This window comes from Galbibacter sp. L-19 (assembly GCF_056857615.1).
The window spans coordinates 112,099-135,752 of record NZ_JBSXNL010000067.1 but is presented as its reverse complement, the minus strand read 5'-3'; the positions used below and the strand labels follow the sequence as shown (position 1 = coordinate 135,752).

Below are 23,654 nucleotides of genomic sequence, written 5' to 3'. Positions count from 1 at the left end.
AAATAACTTAAGAGGCTGTCTAAAAAGTGATTCATAGTTGTAAAACTAAGCCTGTCTAAGTTTTAAACAACTAATACTAAAAAAATCCTTCGACAAGCTCAGGATAACATTTAGAGTTTTATTACTTTTTAGACAGCCTCTTATGCTTTAAATCCATTAATATCTGGATAAAAATAAAAGATCACTTTGCTCTATAAGATTAAAGACTAAAGAAAAAAGACCAAAGATTAAAGATTAAATGTAAACTAACACTATCCCTTTAAGCATGTTGCCGTTCATGCTTCCCTTCTTTAATCTCCTCAATAAGTTTTTTATTAAATGCAGGTAAATCATCTGGTGTTCTGCTAGTTACTAGCGCTTCATCTACCACTACTTCTTTATCAACCCATTTTGCACCTGCATTTTCTAGGTCTTTTTTAATAGATCTATAAGAAGTTAATGTTCTTCCTGATACTACTTCTGCATTTATTAAACTCCAAGGCCCATGGCAAATAGCTGCCACTGGCTTGTGCTGCTTAAAAAAATCTCTTATAAAAGCTAATGCTTTTTCATTAGTACGTAAATTATCTGGATTGATTACTCCTCCAGGAAGTACCAATGCATTATAATTTTCGGCTAATCCATCTTCTACCGTTAGCGTTACGTTAAAAGATTCTCCCCAATTTCCATCTTTCCAAGATTTAATAGCTCCAGGTTTTAAACTCACAATATGAGCTTCCCAACCTTCGTTTTCTATAGCTTCTTTTGGTGATGTTAATTCAGATTCTTCGAATCCATCGGTTGCTAAAATTGCTATCTTTTTCATAATATTTACTTTTTTATGGTTCTCAGATAAAGTAACCATAATCTTACACGATCTCTGTTAGTGAAAACTTAAATCTATGTTAGTAAAAGCATAAACATATGAATATTGATTGCTTATATTTTTCATGAGGTAAAAAGAAAAGCAGTATCAAGGAAACAATGTGGTAATTGTAAGTAAGGTTTTATTTTCATATAAATTACACTACACAAATTCCACTTTAATGAAGAAAATAAATAAACTAACATAAATCAACCCACAAAGTCTTTAACTGGAATAAGTTTACTTCAGTTTAATGAAAAAAGCATAGACAAACTTAGGATAGACTTTGAGAGATTAAACCTCTATAAAGGATTTAACATCATATTTATTTTAACATGTATATATTGTGAATTTTTTTGCATAATATTGTAAGCATCACAAAATATCCGAATGAACTTAAGCATCAACTTTAACCAACCTAAAAAAAATAAAAATACCATTAAAACTAACCCTTGTTAATGTTGAGCCTTCTTAAAAAACACCTTTTCTTTCTAGCCCTTCTCTGCATAAACATAATGTGGAGTCAACACAGTCAAAAAATAAAGGCAAGCCTAAATGCTGATGAACATCTTATTAAAATTCAGCAAGAAATAACATACAACAACACTTCCAAAGACACGTTAAATTCTATTTTTTTATACGATTGGAACAATGCATATGCCAATAAAAGCACCGCATTAGCTACTAGATTTGCTGAAGAATTTAATAAAAGTTTACACTTAGCAAAAGAAGAAACTAGAGGAAATACAGAAATATTAACTCTAAGCGATAAGAACTTTAATTATCTAAATTGGGAACGTACAGAAGGGGACGACATTATAAAAGTGCAACTAAAGTTTCCCATATACCCTGGACAGCAATATACCCTAAACCTTTCTTATGTAGTAAAATTGCCTAGCGCAGAATACACAGGATATGGGTATACCGATATAAACAATTACAACCTTAGATATTGGTATTTAACTCCAGCTATTTATGATACGCAGTGGCGAGAATACCACAATAAAAATTTAAACGATTTAAATACGCGTAATAACGAGATAGAAGTTGCCTTTAAATATCCAAACTCCTATAAACTTATAACAGATTTCAACACTACAAATAGCGAGCAGAACGACTCCACTACTACAAGCTATTTGCAAGGAACAAATAGAGGCGATTTAAAACTATATCTTCTAAAAGAACATACCTATTCGATATTTAAAAATGATAAATTAGAGCTCATTACCAATATTGAAAGTAAAGATTTAAATAAAATTACAAAGGCCAACTCTGCCGAACGTGTAATTAACTTTATAGATAGTACCCTTGGCCATTATCCACATAAAAAACTATTAATTACAGAGCAAGATTATAAAAAGAATCCACTTTATGGAATTAATCAGCTTCCTTCATTTTTAAGACCTTTTTCAGAAGAGTTTCAATACGAATTAAAGCTTTTAAAAACGAGTCTTCATGAGTACTTAAACAATAGTATATATCTAGACAATAGAAAAGAAAACTGGATAAAAGATGGGATTGAAACCTATTTATTAATGAAATATGTTGATGCGTTTTATAAAGACACTAAAATGCTTGGGAAGCTATCTAAAGTATGGGGACTCCGTTCTTACCATTTGGCGCAAATGACATTTAACGACCAATACCCATACCTATATATGTTGATGGCACGCACCTACTCCGACCAACCATTAACAACTTCGAGAGATTCTCTCATAAAATTTAATGAGAGAATTGCAAATAGATATAAATCGGGGGTTGGTTTAGCCTATCTAAATAGCTATTTAGGAGATGGTTTTATTGACAAGAAAATAAAGGAATATTACACTGAAAATACAACTAAGAATTCTACTTCTGAAGATTTTGAATCGCTTTTAAAAACAGATGCACCTAAAAATATTGATTGGTATTTCTCTACTTATGTGGCTACCGATAAGAAGATAGATTATAAAATTAAGAATTTCAAAAAAACAGAAGATTCACTTCTCGTTACCTTAAAAAACAAAAGAAAAACCAATACTCCCATTACACTATTTGGTATTGACCGAAACGATTCTATTTTGTTTAAAAAATGGTATCCTGATGTTGAAAAAACCAAAACGGTTGCTGTTCCTCGAAAAGATGTAAAAAGATTAGTTTTAAACTACGATCGTGTGATTCCAGAATTTAATGAACGCGACAATTGGAAGTCTGTTAACGGCTTTTTCTCCACTAATAGAAAGCTAAAATTTAAATTTTTTAAAGATACCGAAGATCCTTATTACAATCAGATTTTTTATGTACCTGTACTACGTTTTAATATTTATGATGGTATCACACCTGGAATGAGATTATACAACAAAACTTTTTTAACAAAACCATTTGTTTACGATTTACAACCCTCTTATGCTTTTGGTGAAAATGCTATAGTAGGGTCTGGTTCTTTGCGATTACGAAAGTATGTAAACCACGATAATATGTATTTAATTGATGCGTATTTAGCAGGTTCCTCTTTTCATTATGCTGATGGATTGCGTTATAGCACCATCACACCATCTGTTACTTTTAGATTCCGAAATGACGATTTACGCTCTAATGAACGTGAATTATTTAATATACGTTATGTAAATGTAATTCGAGATAATTCTCCTACCATCGACACCGATCCAGATTACAGTGTTTTTAATGCCCGTTATGCCTATGGCAATAATGGAATTATAAACTACAAGTCTTGGTTTGTAGACTTACAAGTGGCTAGTGAATTCTCTAAAATTTCATTTAATTGGGAATATAGAAAGTTATTCCAAAGCAACCGCCAGCTTAACATTCGATTTTTTGCAGGAAAGTTTATTTATAACGAAACAAATTCAGACTTTTTCAGTTTTGCATTAGACCGTCCTACCGATTATTTATTTGATTATGATTATTTAGGACGTTCCGAAGAAAGCGGAATTTTTAGTCAGCAATTAATTGTTGCGGAAGGGGGATTCAAATCTAAACTCCCAAATCCTTATGCTAACGACTGGATTGTAACCTCCAATACCAGTTTTAATATTTGGCGTTGGATAGAACTCTATGGAGATGTGGGAATGATTCGCAATCAAAATGAAGATGCCCGTTTTGTGTATGATTCTGGAATCCGTTTAAATTTAGTAACCGATTATTTTGAGCTCTACTTCCCTGTCTATTCTAACAACGGTTGGGAAATTGCACAACCTCAGTATGACGAAAAAATAAGGTTTATTGTTACATTAAGTCCTAAAACTCTCATTGGACTTTTTACCAGAAAGTGGTTTTAACAAAACTATTCTTAATAAAACTTACAATTTATTTCTAGCGTAGAGGTAAAACAGTATTGCACAAAATATCCTAAAACATTAAAAATAACGCATTAAAACACCCCTGAAATAACATTTTATTGAATATAATTCATTATTAACATTTTAAATTGAATAATATTCATTTTATCGCATGATTTTTTAATTGCAAAGTCCATTCTTTTTGGCTACTTTTGCTATCGTCTCATAAAAAATCCTATGCAAACAAAACCCGATATAAAACAAGATATTTCCTTTGAAGATTTTAAAAGTCAAATACTCGATGATTATAAAATAGCTGTCACGAGTCGCGAATGTAGCTTGTTAGGTCGAAGAGAAGTTTTGACAGGAAAAGCAAAATTCGGAATTTTTGGTGACGGAAAAGAGCTCCCACAACTTGCCATGGCAAAAGCTTTTAAAAATGGTGATTTTAGAAGTGGGTATTACCGAGATCAAACTTTTATGATGGCTATCGGAGAATTTAGCATAAAAAACTTCTTTGCAGGACTTTATGCGCACACCGATATAGAAAAAGAACCAATGAGTGCTGGAAGACAAATGGGTGGGCATTTTCTTACCCAAAGTAATAATCCAGATGGCTCTTGGGTAGACCTTACCAAACAGAAAAACAGTAGTTCCGATATTTCTCCTACAGGAGGGCAAATGGCTCGACTTCTTGGTTTAGCGCAAGCCTCCAAAATTTACCGTAATGTAGCAGAAACAAATGCTGAAGGCTTTTCTGAAGAAGGAAATGAAGTTGCATGGGGAACAATAGGAAATGCCAGCACAAGTGAAGGGATCTTTTTTGAAACTGTTAATGCTGCTGGGGTAATGCAAGTACCAATGGTAATTAGCATATGGGATGACGAATACGGAATCTCTGTACATGCCAAACACCAAACCACAAAAGAAAACATCTCTGAAGTTTTAAAAGGTTTTCAACGAACCGAAACCCAAGATGGTTACGAGATTATTGTAGTAAAAGGATGGGATTATCCTGCTTTAATAGAAGCTTTTAATAAGGCTGGAAAAATTGCTAGAGAAGAGCATATTCCTGTAATTTTACATGTTATAGAATTAACACAACCACAAGGACATTCTACCTCTGGTTCTCATGAACGTTACAAGTCTGAAAAACGTTTAAAGTGGGAAAAAGAGTACGATTGTAATCTTCAGTTTAGAAAGTGGATTATTACAAATAATTTTGCTACAGACGAAGAGTTAAATCAACTAGAAAAACAAATTAAAAAAGAAGTTCGCGATGGCAAAAAAGAAGCTTGGAGCGAATTCTTAACACCCATAGTATCCGAAAAGAAACATGTTGTTTCTTTACTTTCAGATTTAGCTAATAATAGCAGTAACAAAAGTTTTATCAACCGACTTAAAAATGACCTTATCTCTGTTGACGAACCTTCAAAAAGAAATATTCTTTCTACAGCCAGAAAAGCATTACGCTATGTTAGAACAGAAGAATCGGAAGCTAAAACAAAATTAAGTAACTGGATTGAGTCTTTCTACACAAAAACACAACCAGAGTACAGCTCTCATCTATATAGTGAAACTAAGCACAATGCAACTAATATTGCAGAAGTTGCAGCAGTTTATGAGGAAAATGCCGAGTTAGTAGATGGTCGTGTAGTATTGAGAGATAATTTTGACAAAATCTTTGAAAACAATTCAAATGCCTTAATTTTTGGAGAGGATAGCGGTAATATTGGAGATGTAAACCAAGGACTTGAAGGACTTCAGAAGAAATATGGAGAATTAAGAGTTGCAGATGTAGGAATTAGAGAAGCTTCTATTATTGGACAAGGAATTGGAATGGCGCTAAGAGGTCTCCGTCCTATTGCTGAAATTCAATATTTAGACTACATTTTATACGCTTTATATGTGCTAAGCGACGATTTAGCATCACTTCTATACCGAACTGTTGGAAAGCAAAAAGCACCTTTAATCGTTAGAACTCGTGGTCACCGATTGGAAGGGATTTGGCATGCAGGATCACAAATGGGAGGTTTAATTCATCTATTACGAGGAATGTATATTTTAACCCCTCGAAATATGACAAAAGCGGCTGGTTTTTACAATACATTAATGGAAAGTGAGGAGCCTGCATTAGTTATAGAAAGTTTAAACGGATATCGTTTAAAAGAAAAACTTCCTTCTAATCTAGGAGCATTAAGAACTCCAATTGGTGTTATTGAAACTATAAAAGAAGGAACAGATATTACTATTGTTTCTTATGGTTCTACTTTAAGAATTGTTGAACAAGTAGCTAAAGAATTACTGGAAGTTGATATTAATGCTGAAATAATTGATGCACAAACTTTATTGCCATTTGACATTAATCATGATACTGTAAAAAGCATTAAGAAAACTAATAGATTATTGGTTATAGATGAGGATGTTCCTGGAGGATGTTCTGCTTATATTTTACAAGAAATTGTAGAAAACCAAAATGGTTATCAATATTTAGATAGTGCTCCGCAAACATTAACAGCAAAAGCTCACAGACCTGCATACGCAAGTGATGGTGATTATTTTTCTAAACCTAATGCAGAAGATATTTTTGAAAAAGTGTATGAAATAATGCATGAAGCAAACCCAACAAAATATCCTAAATTGAGATAAATAAACTAATCAAAATATACAAAATAGCATTTGTTAACAGCAAATGCTATTTTTTTTGCTTTCCTTCTTCAGAATTCAACTTTAATTTATCTATAAAGCTAATAGGCAATTCGGTCTCTTTACCATACAATTTAATTTCTTGAATATCTGCTGGCATATAATATCCGGCATCTTCTAAGGCTTCTTTTACCCTTCTAACTACATTTCCTTTAGTAACTATTGCTTGCATCCCAAACTCTTTTGTATCCACCCAGAAAAAAACTTTTAAATTTACTGTACTGGTATCCAATTTATCTTCAGTTACAAAATTTTGATGCGCTTCATCACTCACCACCTTAGATTCTTCGCTCAAAGCCTTCAAAACAACATTTTTGGCGCCATCAATATTATCTTCATAAGCAATACCAATTACAAAATCCCATCTAAAAAAGCCATCTTCAGTATAATTTGTTACAGGTAACGTTATTACATCACTATTTGGAATATAAACGTCTTTTCCATCAAAAGTTTTTAACTTAGTATATCTAAACTCTAAAGTTTTAACCTTACCAAAAATATCTCCAATCTCAACAGTATCATCCACGTCAAAAGGGCGATTAAAACTTAGTATTACACCTGCTATAAAATTCTGTCCTACATCTTTAAAGGCAAATCCTAGAACAACGGCACTAGCCCCTGCTGCTGCTAAAATTCCCGCAGAAATATTGCCTAAACCCGCAGCATCTAAGGCTAACATTATAAAAATTAAAATCAATATAAAACGAATCCCCCTACCTAGAAACTTGCTCATAAGCGGATCATCAGTTCTAGATTGAATTCTTCTTTTAGCAAATTCACCAATCCATCCTGCTATTAAAATTCCTAAAGCTAAAATTAGTATTCCTAGAACATACAATGGTACTGCCTCAATAAATCGGTCAAAATAAGTCACAGTAGAACTTTTAACATCGTCATATAAATCTTGATTTGCAATAAATAAATTATACATAAAGCTAGTATTAGTTGGATAGTTCTTTTAAAAATACTAAATAAAAATCAATTTACTACTCTTCAATACTGTATCAATTTTTAAAGCTTAAAAAATGACAGAAGTCTCCCAATTCAACTTTTTATTTCTTAAATTTCACTTATAAATCAGGAGCATTGTTATGAGAATAGAAAATGAATTAAAGCTAGGTTTTAAAGATGTTATGATTCGCCCAAAGAGATCTACTTTAAAGTCTAGAAGCGAAGTAACATTAGAAAGAGAATTCAAATTTAAACACAGCAGTTATGCCTGGAAAGGCATTCCAATTATTGCTGCTAATATGGACACTGTTGGTACTTTTGAAATGGCTTCTGCTTTAGCTCAGCATCAACTTATTACAGCAATTCATAAACATTATACCTTGGCAGATTGGAATACCTTTTTGGCAGATAAAGATGAAAGTATATACAATTCTATTGCTATTAGCACAGGAACCAGTAAAGATGATGCTTCAAAATTAAAGGAAATTTTAAATGTTCATTCAAGTATAAAACTCATTTGTATAGATGTAGCTAATGGATATTCTGAACATTTTGTTGATTTTGTAAAATACGCCAGAGACAATTTTCCAGACAAAGTAATTATGGCTGGCAATGTAGTAACTGGAGAAATGGTAGAAGAGCTTATCATAGCAGGTGCAGACATTATTAAAGTAGGTATTGGACCAGGAAGTGTTTGCACTACCCGCGTTAAAACGGGAGTTGGATATCCTCAACTATCTGCCATTATAGAATGCGCAGATGCTGCTCATGGTTTAAGCGGACAAATAATTTCTGATGGGGGGTGTAAAATTCCAGGAGATATTGCCAAAGCTTTTGGTGGAGGTGCCGATTTTGTAATGCTTGGTGGGATGTTGGCTGGCCATACAGAAAGTGGAGGAGAAATAATCTCTAGAAACGGAGAGAAGTTTAAAGCTTTCTACGGAATGAGCTCTGAAACGGCTATGGAAAAACACGCAGGAGGTGTTGCTAATTACCGTGCCAGTGAAGGTAAAACTGTTGAAATTCAATATCGAGGTGATGTAGCTCATACCATACAAGATATTTTAGGAAGCTTACGTTCCACATGCACCTATGTTGGTGCTAGTCGTTTAAAAGAATTGACTAAACGAACTACTTTTATTAGAGTACAAGAACAACATAACGAAGTATTTTCTTAGTAAAATCTATTCAGAAGAAAATAAAAATAATACATTTTAATGCAGCGTTCTTCTGCAAACTCAGAGCAGGCTTTTGGAGATTAATTCCTCTTTTTAGGATTGAAGGATTTAAGGATTGAAAAATTGAAATATTGAAAGATTGAAAGATTGAAAAAGTTGGGAGTCTGAAGTCCGAAGTTGGGAGTCGGAAGGAAACAAGAATAAAGAGAAAAGAATATAGATTTTTGCATTCTTATTTTTTTGACATTTGTAGTTTACCAAAAGTCTACTGTTTATTTATTTATAGGTTGAAGAATTAAAAAATTACTATTAACAGCTCTTTCAATAAATCGGCTTGAGTGGCACTTACCGCCCCTACTCCTTTGCTTTTTACATCTATAGTTCTGAGATGACCAACAATTCGGCTACAATCTTTCATGGAAAAATTACGCCCAGCCGTAATATACTCCCCTACAAAATAAGGACTCACTTTTAATGCAGAAGCCACACTCCCTTTGGAATGATCTTTTAACCCATGAAAATGCAGTAATTGCGCAAAAAAATTATTCAGTAAAGAAATAGTTACAATAATTGGATTATCCTTAGGGTTTTGCGCAAAATAGTTCATTATTTGAGTTGCTTTCAGCACATTACGCTCCCCTATTGCCTTCCTTAATTCAAAATTGTTATAATCTTTACTAATTCCAATATTATCTTCAATTAGCTTTGGTGTTATTTCCTCCCCTTTTGGAAGAATTAACTGTAGTTTCTCTAACTCATTATTGATTTTTCCTAAATCGGTACCCAAAAATTCTACTAGCATTTGTGCTGCTTTTGGAGTAATACCATATTTTTTTCCAGCTAATACACGCCTAATCCAATCGCCAACTTGGTTTTCGTATAGCTTTTTACTTTCAAAAATATAACCCGACTTTGAGATTGCTTTATAAACTTTTTTACGCTTATCTAGCTTTTTATATTTGTAGCAAATTATTAACACTGTAGTAGGCTGCGGATTTAATGCATACGCTTCCAACTGTTCTATAGTTCTAGACAAATGTTGGGCTTCTTTTACAATAATTACCTGTCGTTCTGCCATCATTGGGTAACGTTTGGCACTAGAAACTATTTCATCTATAGAGACATCTCTTCCGTATAAAACAACTTGGTTAAAACCCTTTTCTTCTTCAGTTAGAATAGATTGTTCCATAAATTGGGAAATCTTATCTATATAATATGGTTCTTCGCCCATTAAAAAATAGATAGGTTTAATAGCACCCTGTTTTACTTCGTTTACAATCTTTTTAATTTCATCCATAGAAAAAGAATCTGTATTTTTTTAAAAGTCTTTAATTGATAATTATGATATTTGCCAGCATGCAGCAATTAAATTTTCCAGCTTATCCATTTCGATTCAAAAATAGGGAAAATAAAGTCTATATTTTTGATCAGATACGTAAAAAATTCATCCAATTACAACCCGAAGAATGGGTAAGACAACATGTTGTATCTTTTCTAATTTCTGAAAAAAAATACCCTAAATCGCTTATCAATGTCGAAAAAGAACTCATAATCAATACTTTAAAAAAACGATACGATGTTTTAGTGTATCATACCGATGGAAGCATAGCACTTATTGTAGAATGCAAAGCCCCATCAGTAAAAATTACACAAACAACATTCGACCAAATTGCACGTTACAATCTTACTGTAAAAGCCAAGTTTTTAATGGTGACCAACGGAATTGACCATTATTTTTGCAAAATGGATTATGAACAAGAAAAATACATTTTTCTAAAGGATATTCCAGCTTATATGCTTTAATTTGCAATCTTCTTAAACCCCGTAGCGTTATAAATTTTAAATGAAAATAGCTGTTGTTATACTGAATTGGAATGGTAGTAAACTTTTAGAAAAGTTTTTACCATCTGTAATCAGCTATTCACCAAACGCTACTATTTATGTTGCAGATAATGCTTCTACTGACAATTCTATAGTCTTTCTTAAAGAACATTATCCTTCAATAAAAATTATTCAGAATACCACTAATGGAGGTTATGCCAAAGGTTATAATGAAGCTTTGCAACAGGTTTCTGAAGATATTTTCTGTTTGTTAAACTCTGATATAGAAGTAACTCCAAATTGGCTTACTCCAATTGAAAATGCTTTTAAAGAATTTAAAGATGTTGCTATTTTACAGCCTAAAATTTTAGATTATAAACAGAAAAATTACTTTGAATACGCTGGAGCCGCAGGCGGATATTTAGACCGTTTAGGCTACCCATTCTGCAGAGGTCGGATTTTTCAAACTTTAGAAGAAGACAAATCTCAATACAACGACATAAAAGAGATATTTTGGGCTACTGGCGCATGTATGTTTATTAAAAGAGATATTTTTAATGCATTAGGTGGTTTTGATGAAGATTACTTTGCCCATCAAGAAGAAATAGATTTGTGTTGGAGAGCACAAAATCACAACTACAAAATATTGTATGTAGGCACATCAAAAGTATACCATGTAGGTGGCGCCACCTTAGGTAATATGAATCCTAAAAAAACATTTCTTAACTTCAGAAATTCGCTTTTTTCTATTACAAAAAACTTACCTAAACGTAAGGTTTTTCCACTTATTATAGCTAGATTGTTCTTAGATGGAATTGCTGGAATTCGCTTTTTATTTCAATTAAAATTCTTACATTTATTTGCAATAATAAAAGCACATTTTAGTTATTACTATTACTTTTTTAGGATCTTTAAAAAACGAGATACTATTAATAAAGATATTAAGTACTTTGAATGTACTTCTATAGTTCTTAGCTATTTTTTAAAACAGAAAAGGTATTATTATGAAATTGTAAATCAGCGTACTTCGTGATAATCCTATTGATTTAAGAGAAAATTAACTAAAAACGATGTACACGAACTTGCTTTTTATCTAATTTTGTCCTAAAATGTTAAAACGTTAATTAAGTAAAATTATAATCATGAAAAGAATTTTTTTATTAGGTGCTTTAAGTGCCGTTTTCCTTACTTCTTGTGTTTCATCTAAAAAATATGCTGAGCTACAGTCTAAGCATAAAGAAACTCAAGACCTTTTAAATTCAGCTACCGTGAAATTAAACTCATGTCTTGCTGAAAAGGAAAACTACAAAGAGCAAATGGATTTGCTTAAGGCAAACAACAAAGAATTAATAAACAATATGGGTAATTTAACTACCCTTACTTCTAAAGGTGCTGATAACTTAGAGAAATCTCTTGAGAGTTTAAGAGAGAAAGATCTTACAATTAGAAAATTGCAAAATGCAGTTACTCGTAGAGACTCTGTTAACTTAGCACTTGTACAAAGCTTAAAAGGAGTTTTGGGTAATTTAGATGATGAAGACATCAACATTAGTGTAGAAAAAGGTGTTGTTTATGTAAACATTTCTGATAAATTATTATTCTCTAGCGGAAGCACAACAGTATCTGCAAGAGCTAAAGAAGTATTAGGAAAAGTTGCTACTGTAGTTAAAAACAAACCAGATTTCGAATTTATGGTTGAAGGTCACACTGATACAGTGCCAATTCGCACTTCAGCAATTAAAGATAACTGGGATTTAAGTGTTTTAAGAGCTACTTCTGTAGTTAGAATTTTACAAGACGAATTTGGTGTTGCTCCTGCAAGAATGACTGCAGCTGGTAGAAGTCAATACGTTCCTGTAGCTTCTAACGACACTAAAGATGGTAAAGCTAAAAACCGTAGAACAAGAATTGTTATTCTACCTAAGTTAGACCAATTCTACAGTATGATAGAAGAAGGAATGAAAGATCCTAAAATTAACTAAGGACACTTTCTAACAATACAATTTACGAGAAAGCATCGCCATTGGCGATGCTTTTTTAGTATCTTTATTTTATAATAACATTTAAAATGAATAAAAATACACCAATACCATATCTTCTAGCTCTTTTTGCTATTCTTACAGTACTTTCTTGTGAAAAAAAAACCAATAATACATTGGACGACATAAATTTCCATAAAGAAGATTGGAACAGTAGAACAGCAAAGGTATCTGCAAAAGACTCCTTAATTAAAGGACAAACTTATCTTTCTATTTATTCCCAAATTTATAGCTATACACAGCACGGAAAACACGATTTAACAACTACAGTAAGCTTACGTAACACAAGTAATAAAGATACTGTTTACATTTCTAAAGCTGATTATTACAACGAAAAAGGAAGTTTAATACGTTCTTACACTTCTAATACCATCTATATTGCACCTCTCGAAACTATAGAAATTGTAATAGCAAAAGATGATAACGACGGTGGCTCTGGAGCAAACTTTATTTTTGATTGGGCTACAAAGAAAAATAGCCCATCACCATTTTTTGAAGCCGTAATGATTTCAACAGCCGGGCAGCAAGGTTTATCTTTTACCACACAGGGGGTACAAATAAAGTAGAGAGATTTATTATCTTACATAAAACAAAAGAGACTGTTTAAAAAGTAATTTGTAGTTGTCAAACTGAGCTTGGATACTTTTTAAACAGTCTCTTTTACGTATATTTAGTTTACTAAACTTATGCTTTAAACAATGGTCTGTGCGCCATTAATCTATAAACATGATTCTTAGCAGCTTCAATCTTAGTATTATCTTCACGATTCATCAATACTTCATCAATAAGATTTACTACAGCTTCCATATCCTCTTCAACCAAACCTCTAGAAGTTACAGCCGCAGTTCCAATTCTAATTCCACTGGTTACAAACGGACTCTTATCGTCAAAAGGAACCATATTTTTATTCACAGTAATATTAGCTTTCCCTAAGGCCTCTTCCCCTTCTTTTCCAGAAATATCTTTATTTCTAAGGTCGATTAACATCATATGATTGTCTGTTCCATTAGAAATAATATTATAACCTCTATCTACAAATGCTTTTGCCATTGCTGCAGCATTTTTCTTAACCTGAACAATATAGTGTAAGAAATCTTCACTTAAAGCTTCTCCAAATGCAATTGCTTTAGCAGCAATAATATGTTCTAAGGGTCCCCCTTGATTTCCTGGAAATACAGCACTATCTAAAAGAGAAGACATCATACGTAAGTTTCCATTTTTCAATTTTAATCCAAATGGGTTTTCAAAATCTTTCCCCATTAATATAAGTCCTCCACGAGGTCCTCTTAACGTTTTATGAGTTGTAGTAGAAACAATATGACAATGCGGAATTGGGTCGCTTAAAACTCCTTTAGCAATCAAGCCAGCAGGGTGAGAAATATCTGCAAATAAAATTGCACCTACACTGTCAGCAATTTCTCTAAATTTTTCAAAATTGATATCTCTAGAATACGCAGAAGCACCAGCAATAATTAATTTTGGTTGCTCTTTTTTAGCAACTTCAGCTATTTTATCATAATTTAAAAGTCCTGTTTCCTTATCAACTCCATAAAACACAGGGTTGTATAATTTCCCAGAGAAATTTACAGGAGAACCATGCGTAAGGTGCCCTCCATGCGAAAGATCAAAACCTAAAATTTTATCCCCTGGTTTTAAACAAGCTGCAAAAACTGCAGTATTTGCCTGAGATCCACTGTGTGGTTGAACGTTTGCATAAGCAGCTCCAAAAAGCTCTTTAGCACGTTCTATTGCGATAGTTTCTACCTCATCCACAACCTCACAACCACCATAATAGCGTTTTCCTGGGTATCCTTCAGCATATTTATTAGTTAGTACAGAACCAGCAGCTTCCATTACCTGCTCGCTTACAAAATTTTCTGAAGCGATGAGCTCAATCCCTTCTAATTGGCGTTGTTTTTCAGCCTCAATAAGATCAAAAATTTGTTCGTCTCTTTTCATTTTGGAGTATTTCGTTAAAGAATGGTCAAAAATATAAAATAGATTCGTTAAATTCATATAAAATGCTACCTTTAAATTCTAATTTATCAAACAATAATTAACAAAATTGTCATGCCTGATACAGCTAACAATCCAAATAGAAAATCATGGATATCTGTTCCAACAGATTCCGATTTCCCAATACAAAATATTCCCTTTGGAGTTTTCCTAACTAGAGACGATGTTATCACCATTGGTACAAGAATTGGTGACATTGCTATAGATCTTGGAGCGCTTCATCAATTAGGGTATTTTAATGAGATCCCTTTAACGGATGATATTTTTCTACAAGACACTTTAAATGATTTTATTTCTGACGGAAAAAAAACTTGGCGATTAGTTCGAAATAGAATTGCTGAGATTTTTGATGTTAAGAATGAAACTTTAAAGAATAATGAAGAGCATCGAAAAATCGTACTTTTTACATTGGACGAAATTGAAATGCAATTACCTGTACAAATTGGAGATTACACCGACTTTTACAGTAGTAAAGAACATGCAACCAATGTAGGAACTATGTTTAGAGATCCTGATAATGCATTATTACCAAATTGGCTACATATTCCTGTTGGTTATCATGGTAGAAGTTCTTCTATTGTTCCTAGCGGAATTCCAATTCATCGTCCAAAAGGACAAACAATGCCTGCCGATGCTAGCGAACCCGTTTTTGGCCCTTCAAAGTTGGTAGATTTTGAACTAGAAATGGCTTTTATCACTACAGATGCCAATCTTTTAGGAGAGCCTATTCCAATTGAAGAAGCGGAAGATTATATTTTTGGAATGGTACTTTTTAACGATTGGAGTGCAAGAGATATTCAGAAATGGGAATACGTACCATTAGGACCTTTTTTAGCAAAAAACTTTGCTTCTTCTGTTTCTCCGTGGATAGTAACCCTAGATGCTTTAGAGCCATTTAGAACTGATGGACCTAAACAAGATCCTAAACCACTTTCTTACTTAAATTATAAAGGCAAAAAGAGTTTTGACATCAATTTGGAAGTTGATTTATCTCCAGAAAACGGAGCTCCTACTACCATTACAAAGAGTAACTTTAAGTATATGTATTGGAATATGTCCCAGCAACTGGCGCATCATACCATTAATGGATGTAAGGTTAACAGTGGAGATATGATGGGGAGTGGAACTATTTCTGGCTCCACACCAGACTCCTATGGCTCTATGCTAGAGCTTACTTGGAAAGGTGAAAAGCCAATTAAAATGAGTGATGGCACAGAACGCAAATTTATTAATGATGGCGATACCGTTACCATGCGAGGTTATTGTAAAAATGATAAAGTGCGGATCGGTTTTGGTGAAGTTTCCAATAAACTACTCCCTCCTTTTAATCCGAAAAAAGTAAAAAAATAGTAAATAAATGATTTCATTTTAAAAAGAGGCCGTCTGAAAAGTAATTCATAGTTGTCAAAAGGAGTTTATCGAAGTTTTAAACAACTAACACTCAAAAAACCTTCTACAAGCTCAGGGTGACATTTAGAGTTTAGATACTTTTTAGACAGCCTCTTTTTTTATCTCGTTTATAGGGAAGTCTTTTTAAAGCAAGCACTTAAATTACTTCCAACATACTGTCCGTAATTTGGGATTTGCTCATAGCCATTCTTTAAATACAAAGCTATTGCGTCTTTGTATTTACTTCCTGTTTCCAATACTGCTTGTTTAAAACCTAATTCTTTTGCCCAATCTTCTAACTCCATTAATACCATCGAAGCCACTCCTTCTCCCCTACATATTGGATTTACATACATTCTTTTAATTTCTACAATATCAGTATCATATAACTTAAAAGCACCACAAGCAATGGCTTCATTATTTTTATATGCTAAAACCACTTCTTTAAGGTTATCTATTTTATTATACTGACTATAAAAATTGTGTGCCTCTCCATCCATTTCTGCTAAATACACATCTAAATGCTGTACTAAACTTTTAAAATCTGGATGAGAAGAGTTCGTTCGAAGTAATGTTATCATTTATATTAACTTTCTTAGGCTTGAATTTATAGGTAGAATAATAGTATTTGGACAAAAATAAAGACTGCTTCATTACAAGAAAATAGCGTAAAAACTGAATTATTATCACTATAAAATCTTTAATATTCCGCTTTTCTATTTTTAAATAACAAAGGAGTACTGTTCTTGAAAATATCTTTGTCAACCCTCGGATTAAATAAACTTTGCTATTTCTTCAGCATCAATTTGCCCATGAGACTCATTATATACAACTTTTCCGTTTTTAATAATTAATAATTGCGGACTTTCATGTATCACACCAAACTCATTAGCTATAGCATTAGACACATCTCTGTGGTTTAAAATATCTAGAAAATACAATTTAGCATCATCAGTCGGAATTTTATATGTCGCCTCAAAGTTATTTAGTGCAAACCTACTAATTCCACAACGGGTGCTATGCTTAAAAACCACAACACAGATAGACTTAGACTCTTCTTTAATTTTCTCAAACTGAGAAACATCATTTAAAGAATTCCAATCCAAGGAACTCTCTTTATTTTCTTCACTTCCACCGAAGATTGACTTCAAAAAATTCATAACTTTATATATAAAATTCAGTACCCCCCTAATCTTTATAAATGACTAAACGTCAGTATAAATCTTTATTTATACTGTCAAAAAGTCATAAAACAGAAACGGAATACTAATTGCTAAACAAATATCGATAATAAACTTTGAAATATAATGAACTTAAACAATTTTACAATAAAATCACAAGAGGCTATCCAACAAGCACAACAAATTGCTCAGGGATATGGCCATCAACAAATTGAAAACGAGCACATTTTCAAAGCCTTATTTGAGGTTGATGAGAATGTACTTCCCTTCATTTTAAAAAAGCTAAATGTAAATATTACCTTACTTAAACAGGTTTTAGACAGTACGCTAAATAGTTTTGCTAAAGTTGAAGGCGGAGAATTAATGCTTTCTAGAGATGCAGGAAGCATGTTAAACGAAGCGAGTATTATAGCTAAGAAAATGAACGATGAGTTTGTTTCTATTGAGCATTTAATAGTAGCTATATTTAAATCTAAAAGCAAAATAGCACAGATTTTAAAAGACCAAGGTGTTACTGAAAAAGGATTAAAAGCCGCTATTGAAGAATTGAGAAAAGGAGATAGAGTAACTTCTGCAAGTGCCGAGGATACATATAATTCTTTAAATAAATTTGCAAAAAACCTCAACCAACTTGCCAACGATGGTAAATTGGATCCTGTTATTGGAAGAGACGAGGAAATTCGTCGTGTTTTACAAATTCTTTCACGTAGAACAAAAAATAACCCGATGCTAGTTGGAGAACCTGGAGTTGGTAAAACAGCTATTGCTGAAGGTTTAGCACACAGAATTATTCAAGGCGATGTTCCTGAAAACTTAAAAGACAAGCAAATTTTTTCCTTAGATATGGGAGCGCTTATTGCAGGAGCAAAATACAAGGGGGAGTTTGAAGAACGCTTAAAAGCTGTTATTAAAGAAGTAACTACCTCCGATGGAGATATTGTGCTCTTTATTGATGAAATCCACACTTTAGTAGGCGCTGGTGGCGGACAAGGAGCTATGGATGCGGCAAACATTTTAAAGCCAGCATTAGCAAGAGGAGAGCTCCGAGCTATTGGAGCAACAACATTGGACGAATATCAAAAGTACTTTGAAAAAGACAAAGCCTTGGAGCGTAGATTCCAAAAAGTTATTGTAGACGAGCCAGATACCGAAAGTGCTATTTCTATTTTACGAGGCATTAAGGAAAAGTATGAAACGCATCATAAAGTTAGAATAAAAGACGAAGCTATTATTGCGGCTGTAGAACTTTCTCAACGCTACATTACCAATCGTTTTTTACCAGATAAGGCAATTGACTTAATGGATGAAGCTGCTTCTAAAATTAGGATGGAAATAAATTCAAAACCTGAAGAGCTTGATGTTTTGGATAGAAAAATAATGCAATTAGAAATTGAAATTGCAGCAATTAAGAGAGAAAACGATGAAACTAAATTAAAGTCGCTTAATTCGGATATTGCAAATCTTAAGGAAGAGCGACATGATATTTATGCGAAATGGAAAGGCGAAAAAGATATTGTAGACGCCATTCAGACAACAAAAGAAAACATCGAACAGTTTAAAATAGAAGCTGAGCGTGCCGAACGTGATGGCGATTATGGTAAAGTTGCTGAAATTAGATATGGAAAAATTAAAGAAGCACAAGAGAAACTAGAAACGCTTCAAAAACAATTAGAAGAGCAACAAGCTGGAGGAAGTAATTTAATAAAAGAAGAAGTTACTAATGACGATATTGCTGAAGTAGTTGCAAAATGGACTGGCATTCCTGTTACTAAAATGCTCCAAAGCGAGCGTGAAAAGCTTCTTAATCTTGAAGACGAATTACACCGAAGAGTGGTAGGACAAGAAGAAGCTATAGAATCTGTATCGGATGCTATCAGAAGAAGTCGCGCTGGCTTGCAAGATGCCAACCGCCCAATTGGTTCTTTTCTTTTTCTAGGAACTACTGGGGTTGGTAAAACAGAGCTAGCAAAAGCATTAGCTGATTATCTTTTTGATGATGAAAGCGCTATGACTCGTATTGATATGAGCGAATACCAAGAGCGTCATTCTGTGAGTAGATTAGTTGGAGCGCCTCCAGGATATGTTGGTTACGATGAAGGTGGACAACTTACTGAAGCTGTAAGACGCAGACCCTATTCTGTAGTATTACTAGATGAGATTGAAAAAGCACATCCAGATACCTTTAATATCTTATTACAAGTGTTAGATGAAGGAAGGTTAACAGACAATAAAGGACGTCTTGCGGATTTTAAAAACACTATTATTATAATGACTAGTAATATTGGAAACCATATTATTCAAGAAAAATTTGAAGCTACCGAAGATATAGACAGCGCAACACAAGCTGCTAAAGTTGAAGTACTAGGTTTATTAAAACAAAGTGTAAGACCAGAATTTATAAATCGTATTGACGACATTGTTATGTTTACGCCACTTACAGAAGCAAACATAAAAGATATTGTTAAGTTACAACTTAAAGGAATTACAAAAATGGTAGCTAAACAAAACATCACTATAGATGCAACTGAACAAGCTATAACACATTTAGCAAAAATAGGCTACGATCCACAATATGGAGCTAGACCCGTTAAAAGAGTACTCCAGAAGGAGGTTTTAAACAAACTTTCTAAAGAGATTCTTAGTGGAAAAGTCAATGCCGATAGTATTATTTTGATTGATGAATTTGACGGCGAATTAGTTTTTAGGAATCAATCAGATTTAATAGAAAATTAACAGATAAAAATGTAAGTCTAAAACACTATAACCGACTGAATGTATGTTAGTTGATGTATTATAATATTTAAAGCTAAGTTAAATAGTTCGCAAGAATTATTTAGTTTTAAGTTGGTTGGTTAGTTAAGGCACCCATGATTAAAAATCATGGGTGTTTTTTTTAAAATATCTTTTCTTAACTCATTAACTTTCTACTTTAAAAACTTTTCAACTTTCAACTTTTTATCTTCTGACTCCCAACTGCGGACTTCTTCAATTTCCCTTAGTGAGTAAAACTATAATATAGCCAATAAAACAAAAGATACCTTTCAGTATTATTTTATATATTTGAGTATATCTATAAACTCATGACAACCAAAGCTGAAAAAACGAGTCAATTTATTATAAAAACAGTAGCTCCTATTTTTAACAAGAAAGGCTATACTGCCACAAGTTTAAATGATATTACAAAAGCTACAGGTCTTACAAAAGGAGCTATCTATGGAAACTTTGAGAACAAAGAAACATTAGCACTCCATGCATTTGATTATAATACCGATATGATTCTCTCTAAAATCGAAGCTTATATGGATAAAGGGGAAACTCCTTTAGAACGACTTATATATTTTGTGAGGTTTTATAAAAACTATATTGATTTTACCAACAATTTTGGAGGTTGCCCTATTATAAATACGGGAGTTGACGCAAAAAATATGCATCCTGAACTTTCAGAAAAGGTTCAGGAAACTATCAAAAAAATAGAAGGATATATTAGTACCGAAATTGAAGATGGTAAAAGAATTGGCGAAATTAGAAAAACTATTATTGGAGATGTTTATGGGAAACGCTTTTTCAGTTTAATCCAAGGCGCCGTTTTTATGAGTCAGACTACAGATGATAAATCATACACAACAGATTGCATGAATGTAATATTAGACACCATCAATCAGCGATTTAAGTAGGTAATAGGCTATAGGCTGTAGGCTGAAGGCAAAAAAACTTTTCTAAAAACATCATAACAACATAACTCGATAACTTTTTTACTTTCAACTAAAAACTGCCTCTGCTTACTGAACACTTCCTTTTTTATTGAAAGATTAGGTTGTAACAAAGTTCTAGACAAAAACTGCTTACTTACCTTGGGACTCCCGACTTTGGACTCCTGACTTTTCTACTTTCAGCAATAAAACTACTCCAATTAAAAATATCAATCCTAAAAGGACAATAGAAGTTCTCATACTTCCAGTTATCTGCGCCATAAATCCGTATAAAAACATCCCGATAACAATTCCTATTTTTTCAGCTACATCATAAAAACTAAAGAAAGAAGCTGTGTCTTTTGTTTCTGGTAAAAATTTAGAATAGGTGGAACGAGATAAAGCCTGAATTCCTCCCATTACCAAACCAACAAAAGCAGCAGTTACATAAAATTGCTCTGGAGTAATTACAAAATAAGCGTAGCAACATATAATTACCCATATAATATTAATAGCTATTAATGTTTTTATATTTCCAATTTTTTCAGAAATTCGAGAGGTTAGTAATGCTCCAGCTACAGCAACTAATTGTATTAAAAGAATACTTATAATTAAACCTGTTGTACGCTGACTATCGCTTTCCCACGCCAATTCTTCTTCTGCAAAATAGGAAGCTACTAGCATTACTGTTTGTACCGCCATGCTATATACAAAAAATGCCACTAAATATCTTTTTAATCGGAGGTTATCTCCTAACCTATTCCATACTTTTTTGAGCTCACGAAAGCCATTCAGCAAGACTTTTTTACTAATTTTTCCAGTATTATCATTTCCTTTAGGTAAATAATAAAATGAATACTGACTGAATAAAGCCCACCAAATCCCAACTAATATAAATGATATTTTTGTAGGCTCCCCAGCCCCTTCAAATCCAAACCATTCATATTTCATAATCATGGCTAAATTAAGCAATAACAAAAATACACTACCAATATATCCTAATGAATATCCTTTGGCACTTATTCTATCTTGTTGTTCTGGGAATGCCACATCTGGCAAATAAGAATTATAAAAAACTAAACTCCCCCAAAAACCTATCAACCCAAAAAAATATATAGTTAAGCTTAAATAAATTGCATCAAGGCTAAACCAATACAATCCTATACTTGAAATGGAACCTAAATAGCAGAAAAATTTTAAAAAAACTTTTTTATTACCTACATAATCTGCAATTCCAGACAATAGCGGAGTTAAAAAGGAAACCACCAAAAAGGCAAAAGAAGTGACATACGTTATTAAAGGACCACGAGCAATTTCTCCACCAAAAATTTCAATTTTTTCAATTCCAGCTTCTCTAAAAAGCGCCCCATAAAAGAGCGGAAAAATGGCAGAAGCTATAGTTAAACTATATACTGAATTTGCCCAATCATAAAATGCCCATGCATTTAATAATTTTTTACTTCCTTTTTGTAATGATTTCATTTGTTAATATGTATAGTTTTTCAATAGTCAGATGTAATGCCCTTTAGAATCATATCGGTTGGTTTCCAAATTTGTTAATGGGCATTTCATAGATGGTTTATGAACTAGTTGGTTTAGTAATAGATTAAATAAAAAAGCAAGACATAAAATTGATGTCTTGCTTTCAAATATACTTAATTAATAAACTTGCTACATTAAAAAAAGATTACTTAAACGAAGTAACACCAAATTTAGCCGCTTCTTGCTTCGCTGCAGGCGCTAATTGTTTAAGATTTTGAATTCTACTTTGATTTGATGGGTGCGTGCTCATAATCTCTGATGGCTGCTCCCCTCCTTGAGCACTCATTCGCTCCCAAAGTTTAGCAGCTTCATCTGGATTATAACCAGCAATTGCCATTAAACGCAATCCAATAGCATCGGCTTCTGTTTCGTGACTTCTACTAAAAGGTAGCATAACTCCTACTTGAGACCCAACACCATATGCTTGATTAAATAAATCTATTGTTTGTGCACTGCTACCTCCCATTCCAAGCGCTAAATTTCCTGCAAGCGCTCCATATTGTTGTAATGTAGATGCACTCATACGCTGCGCTCCATGGTTTACTAAGGCGTGTGCCACCTCATGCCCCATTACAACTGCAATACCAGTATCTGTTTGAGTAATCGGAAGAATTCCTGTATAAAAAACTATTTTCCCTCCAGGCATACACCAAGCGTTTACAGTTTCGTCTTGCACTAAATTGTATTCCCAACGGTAATCTTTTAAATAGCCCTCATACCCATTAGCATTAAACCAACGCTCCGCAGCATTTGCAATGCGCTGCCCTACTCGTTTTATAGCTTCGGCATCTGCAGTTCCCGTTACTACTTTATTTTGCTGTAAAAATTGGTCGTATTCCGCAAAAGCTGTCGGGAAAATTTGATCATTTGACTGAAAATTCAAAGTGCTTTTTCCTGTAAAAGGATTTGTTGAACAAGATATTATCAACAAAATAAATACTCCTATTGAAACATATTTTTTCATATTATAATCTATTATTTTTAAAATCAGTTATTATACCTACAAATTGATGTGTATAT

At 33.0% G+C, this 23,654-nt stretch carries 18 protein-coding genes; 10 read left to right on the top strand and 8 right to left on the bottom strand.

Annotation, left to right across the window (positions count from 1 at the left end):
- Nucleotides 1-259 precede the first annotated feature (259 nt).
- On the bottom strand, nt 260-805 hold the full coding sequence (locus AC13CQ_RS13885) for a type 1 glutamine amidotransferase domain-containing protein (protein ID WP_474507217.1): 546 nt from the start codon (nt 803-805) through the stop codon (nt 260-262).
- A gap of 554 nt (nt 806-1,359) precedes the next feature.
- Between AC13CQ_RS13885 and AC13CQ_RS13880 the strand changes: the two genes are divergently transcribed.
- Complete coding sequence (locus tag AC13CQ_RS13880) at nt 1,360-4,122, top strand: gluzincin family metallopeptidase (protein WP_474507836.1); 2,763 nt, start codon at nt 1,360-1,362, stop codon at nt 4,120-4,122.
- A gap of 237 nt (nt 4,123-4,359) precedes the next feature.
- Nucleotides 4,360-6,771: an alpha-ketoacid dehydrogenase subunit alpha/beta gene (locus tag AC13CQ_RS13875; protein WP_008614331.1), complete on the top strand. Its 2,412-nt coding sequence runs from the start codon at nt 4,360-4,362 to the stop codon at nt 6,769-6,771.
- A gap of 46 nt (nt 6,772-6,817) precedes the next feature.
- Here the strand turns inward: AC13CQ_RS13875 and AC13CQ_RS13870 are convergent, their stop codons facing one another.
- Complete coding sequence (locus AC13CQ_RS13870; protein WP_337900491.1) at nt 6,818-7,759, bottom strand: mechanosensitive ion channel family protein; 942 nt, start codon at nt 7,757-7,759, stop codon at nt 6,818-6,820.
- 160 nt (nt 7,760-7,919) lie between these two features.
- Here AC13CQ_RS13870 and AC13CQ_RS13865 point away from each other — a divergent pair, with 160 nt between their 5' ends.
- Nucleotides 7,920-8,957, top strand: a complete 1,038-nt coding sequence (locus AC13CQ_RS13865) for a GMP reductase (RefSeq protein ID WP_337900490.1) — start codon at nt 7,920-7,922, stop codon at nt 8,955-8,957.
- 295 nt (nt 8,958-9,252) lie between these two features.
- Here the strand turns inward: AC13CQ_RS13865 and holA are convergent, their stop codons facing one another.
- On the bottom strand, nt 9,253-10,254 hold the full coding sequence (holA, locus tag AC13CQ_RS13860) for a DNA polymerase III subunit delta (RefSeq protein WP_008614320.1): 1,002 nt from the start codon (nt 10,252-10,254) through the stop codon (nt 9,253-9,255).
- Between the two features lie 59 nt (nt 10,255-10,313).
- On the opposite strand from holA, the gene AC13CQ_RS13855 reads away from it, so the two are divergent.
- The 4 genes from AC13CQ_RS13855 (at nt 10,314) to AC13CQ_RS13840 (ending at nt 13,383) form a co-directional block, all read left to right on the top strand.
- A complete protein-coding gene (locus tag AC13CQ_RS13855) occupies nt 10,314-10,760 on the top strand; it encodes a type I restriction enzyme HsdR N-terminal domain-containing protein (protein WP_335588583.1) in 447 nt (148 codons plus the stop codon).
- Nucleotides 10,761-10,800: 40 nt separating this feature from the next.
- Complete coding sequence (locus AC13CQ_RS13850) at nt 10,801-11,811, top strand: glycosyltransferase family 2 protein (protein WP_335588578.1); 1,011 nt, start codon at nt 10,801-10,803, stop codon at nt 11,809-11,811.
- A gap of 109 nt (nt 11,812-11,920) precedes the next feature.
- Complete coding sequence (locus tag AC13CQ_RS13845) at nt 11,921-12,760, top strand: OmpA/MotB family protein (RefSeq protein ID WP_008614317.1); 840 nt, start codon at nt 11,921-11,923, stop codon at nt 12,758-12,760.
- An 86-nt stretch (nt 12,761-12,846) separates the two neighbouring features.
- A complete protein-coding gene (locus tag AC13CQ_RS13840) occupies nt 12,847-13,383 on the top strand; it encodes a DUF3124 domain-containing protein (RefSeq protein ID WP_335588579.1) in 537 nt (178 codons plus the stop codon).
- A 118-nt stretch (nt 13,384-13,501) separates the two neighbouring features.
- Here the strand turns inward: AC13CQ_RS13840 and glyA are convergent, their stop codons facing one another.
- A complete protein-coding gene (glyA, locus tag AC13CQ_RS13835) occupies nt 13,502-14,776 on the bottom strand; it encodes a serine hydroxymethyltransferase (protein WP_040879751.1) in 1,275 nt (424 codons plus the stop codon).
- A gap of 111 nt (nt 14,777-14,887) precedes the next feature.
- Here glyA and fahA point away from each other — a divergent pair, with 111 nt between their 5' ends.
- Nucleotides 14,888-16,183: a fumarylacetoacetase gene (fahA, locus tag AC13CQ_RS13830; protein ID WP_337900489.1), complete on the top strand. Its 1,296-nt coding sequence runs from the start codon at nt 14,888-14,890 to the stop codon at nt 16,181-16,183.
- Between the two features lie 167 nt (nt 16,184-16,350).
- On the opposite strand, the gene AC13CQ_RS13825 is transcribed toward fahA, so the two are convergent.
- Nucleotides 16,351-16,803, bottom strand: coding sequence for a GNAT family N-acetyltransferase (locus AC13CQ_RS13825; protein WP_474507835.1), 453 nt, complete (start codon nt 16,801-16,803; stop codon nt 16,351-16,353).
- Nucleotides 16,804-16,995: 192 nt separating this feature from the next.
- The gene (gene ytxJ, locus AC13CQ_RS13820) at nt 16,996-17,382 is read right to left on the bottom strand and encodes a bacillithiol system redox-active protein YtxJ (protein ID WP_482882943.1); all 387 of its coding nucleotides are present in this window, start codon (nt 17,380-17,382) and stop codon (nt 16,996-16,998) included.
- Between the two features lie 147 nt (nt 17,383-17,529).
- Between ytxJ and clpB the strand changes: the two genes are divergently transcribed.
- Together clpB and AC13CQ_RS13810 are read left to right on the top strand one after the other, a co-directional pair.
- The gene (gene clpB / locus AC13CQ_RS13815) at nt 17,530-20,136 is read left to right on the top strand and encodes an ATP-dependent chaperone ClpB (RefSeq protein ID WP_474507725.1); all 2,607 of its coding nucleotides are present in this window, start codon (nt 17,530-17,532) and stop codon (nt 20,134-20,136) included.
- Between the two features lie 347 nt (nt 20,137-20,483).
- Complete coding sequence (locus tag AC13CQ_RS13810; RefSeq protein WP_008614303.1) at nt 20,484-21,077, top strand: TetR/AcrR family transcriptional regulator; 594 nt, start codon at nt 20,484-20,486, stop codon at nt 21,075-21,077.
- A gap of 168 nt (nt 21,078-21,245) precedes the next feature.
- Here AC13CQ_RS13810 and AC13CQ_RS13805 read toward each other — a convergent pair whose 3' ends face one another.
- Entirely contained in the window at nt 21,246-22,574 is a 1,329-nt protein-coding gene (locus AC13CQ_RS13805) for an MFS transporter (RefSeq protein WP_474507724.1), read from the bottom strand.
- Nucleotides 22,575-22,779: 205 nt separating this feature from the next.
- Nucleotides 22,780-23,598, bottom strand: coding sequence for a M48 family metallopeptidase (locus AC13CQ_RS13800; RefSeq protein WP_335588176.1), 819 nt, complete (start codon nt 23,596-23,598; stop codon nt 22,780-22,782).
- Nucleotides 23,599-23,654 lie beyond the last annotated feature (56 nt).